This is a genomic window from Paramagnetospirillum caucaseum (assembly GCF_000342045.1).
Classification (GTDB): domain Bacteria; phylum Pseudomonadota; class Alphaproteobacteria; order Rhodospirillales; family Magnetospirillaceae; genus Phaeospirillum; species Phaeospirillum caucaseum.
Window position 1 is genome coordinate 1 of record NZ_AONQ01000152.1, and the last position, 2013, is coordinate 2013.

Here is a 2013-nt window from a genome sequence, read left to right on the forward strand (position 1 = left end):
CATCGGCTCGCGCCTTTCCGGGCTCCCGCCCGGACCCGGTTGGAGGCAGGGCCTCCAAACCACCCTTCCCTTGCCCATGATCGTGCAAAAGGGAGCCTCTGCCCCCTTGCATTCGGACGCGCCTCGGTTATGGTCGCCCCAGGTGGGGCCTGTAGCTCAATGGTTAGAGCCGGCCGCTCATAACGGTCTGGTTGCAGGTTCGAGTCCTGCCGGGCCCACCATTCCCTGCAAAGTCAATGACTTAGCCTTGATGAACCCCTGGCGGGACATCAAGGTGGAACATTGGCTTGCACGCTCCCGCCTATCTGCACCTCTCGCGCCACCGGGTTTTCTACCTGCGTTGGCCGCTACCCAAGGCTCTGCATCCCCAGGGCAGACCTTCCACGGTCAAGGTGTCGCTGGAAACCTGTGATAAGCGCCGGGCCTTGCAACTGGCTCGATCCCTGGGATACTCAGCGGAACGCTTGATCGCCAAGGGAACCGCAACGGGCATGAAATACGAGGACATCCGCGCCGTTGTTAAGCGCCACTTCTCCGACGCCCTTGAGCGGAAACAAGCGCAGATTGCCGATACGGGGCGTTTGGATCGGGAGATGGTGCAGGCCCTGAAAAACGGCGCAGCCTTCGCACAGGACGCTTTGGACAGGAACGAGGCCCAAATTGATGGGCGAGGACGATACCGCCCTCCTTGGCCGGTTTATCGCCATGTACGGGCTATCCGTCGATCCGGCTTCCCCGGCATATGAAAGCCTGCGGGTCGAATTCAAGAAGGCGTACCGGGATTGGTGCAGCGCCGTGCTGGAGCATGACCGGGCGCTTGATGGCTACAGCTTCACGCAAGCGGTTGCCGTTGTGTCGGAGGCTCCCGCCGTTGCCGAACCCGTGGCAACCCTGCGGGAGGTTGGCGAACGCTATATCGAAGAGAACATTCGCGGCGAGCGTTGGGCCAAGAAAACCGAATTCGAGAAAGGCGAACACATCGCCTTGCTGTACGAAATCCTTGGGGCCGAGACTGACATCCGCGCCGTGACCGCGCCAAAGGCCCGTGAAGTGAAGGAAACCCTCCTCGTCTTCCCCAAGAACCGCAATAAGATCGCCAAAACCAAGGGGCTATCGCTTGCGGAAGCCATTGCGGTTCCTGGCGTCGAGAAGCTGAACGTCCAGACTATCAACAAGTACCTCGCCACCTATGCCGGATTGTTCATCTGGGCCAAGAACAATGGGTATGTGGACGATGCCGTGTTCTCGGGCTTTACCATTCGCCAGACCAAGAAGCCGGGCAAAGGTGGACGAGATGCTTTTTCAGCCGATCAGGTCAGCACCATGCTGGCTGAACTGGTTCACAACAAGAACGGATTGATCCACAAGGATTACCAGAAATGGGGGCCGCTTATCGGGCTGTACACCGGGGCCAGACTGAACGAAATTTCGCAAATCCACTTGTCTGACATTCGCCAGGAGCAAGGCATATGGTGCTTTGACGTGAATGACGACGATGACGGGAAGCAGCTTAAAACAGGCGCATCCAAACGGCTGGTGCCGATCCATTCCCGGTTGATCGATCTTGGCTTGCTAAAACATGTGGAGGCCATGTGCGAGAAGGGAGCGAAGAAGCTGTTCCCAGACTTTTCCTACTGTCCAAAAAATGGCTGGGGTCGCTCGCTGGGCCGCTGGTTCAACGACACCTTCTTGGACAAGATCGGGCTGACCGATAAGGGCTTGGTTTTCCACAGCCTGCGGCACACCGTGGTAACATTCCTGATGCAGGCCAGTATCCCCGAACCCATCGTTAAAGCCATCGTCGGACATGCTCAGGCTGGCGTTACCCAACAGAACTACTTTAAAGATGGTTACACTTTGCGGCAATTGTCGGATGCATTGGAACAACTGCACTGGCCTGAGTTATGCACCACGTTACTGAACCAGAAATCCGACATAATTATGCGAAGTGGTAGTTAAATCATCTTCTATTCCCGGTGCCCCCATAGCCCATCTTGTCGCTGCGGAGATGGG

At 57.3% G+C, this 2013-nt stretch carries 2 protein-coding genes and 1 tRNA gene; all 3 read left to right on the forward strand.

Annotated features, from left to right (window positions below; all coding sequences use genetic code 11):
• Positions 1-145 precede the first annotated feature (145 nt).
• The 3 genes from H261_RS22665 to H261_RS22670 all read left to right on the forward strand — a co-directional run bounded on the left by H261_RS22665 (position 146) and on the right by H261_RS22670 (position 1959).
• A tRNA-Ile gene (locus H261_RS22665) sits at positions 146-221 on the forward strand.
• 66 nt (positions 222-287) lie between these two features.
• A complete protein-coding gene (locus tag H261_RS25250; RefSeq protein ID WP_152427089.1) occupies positions 288-746 on the forward strand; it encodes a DUF6538 domain-containing protein in 459 nt (152 codons plus the stop codon).
• The gene (locus tag H261_RS22670) at positions 664-1959 is read left to right on the forward strand and encodes a site-specific integrase (protein ID WP_008622622.1); all 1296 of its coding nucleotides are present in this window, start codon (positions 664-666) and stop codon (positions 1957-1959) included. Before H261_RS25250 ends, H261_RS22670 begins: the two co-directional genes overlap by 83 nt.
• The last annotated feature ends 54 nt before the right edge of the window (positions 1960-2013 follow it).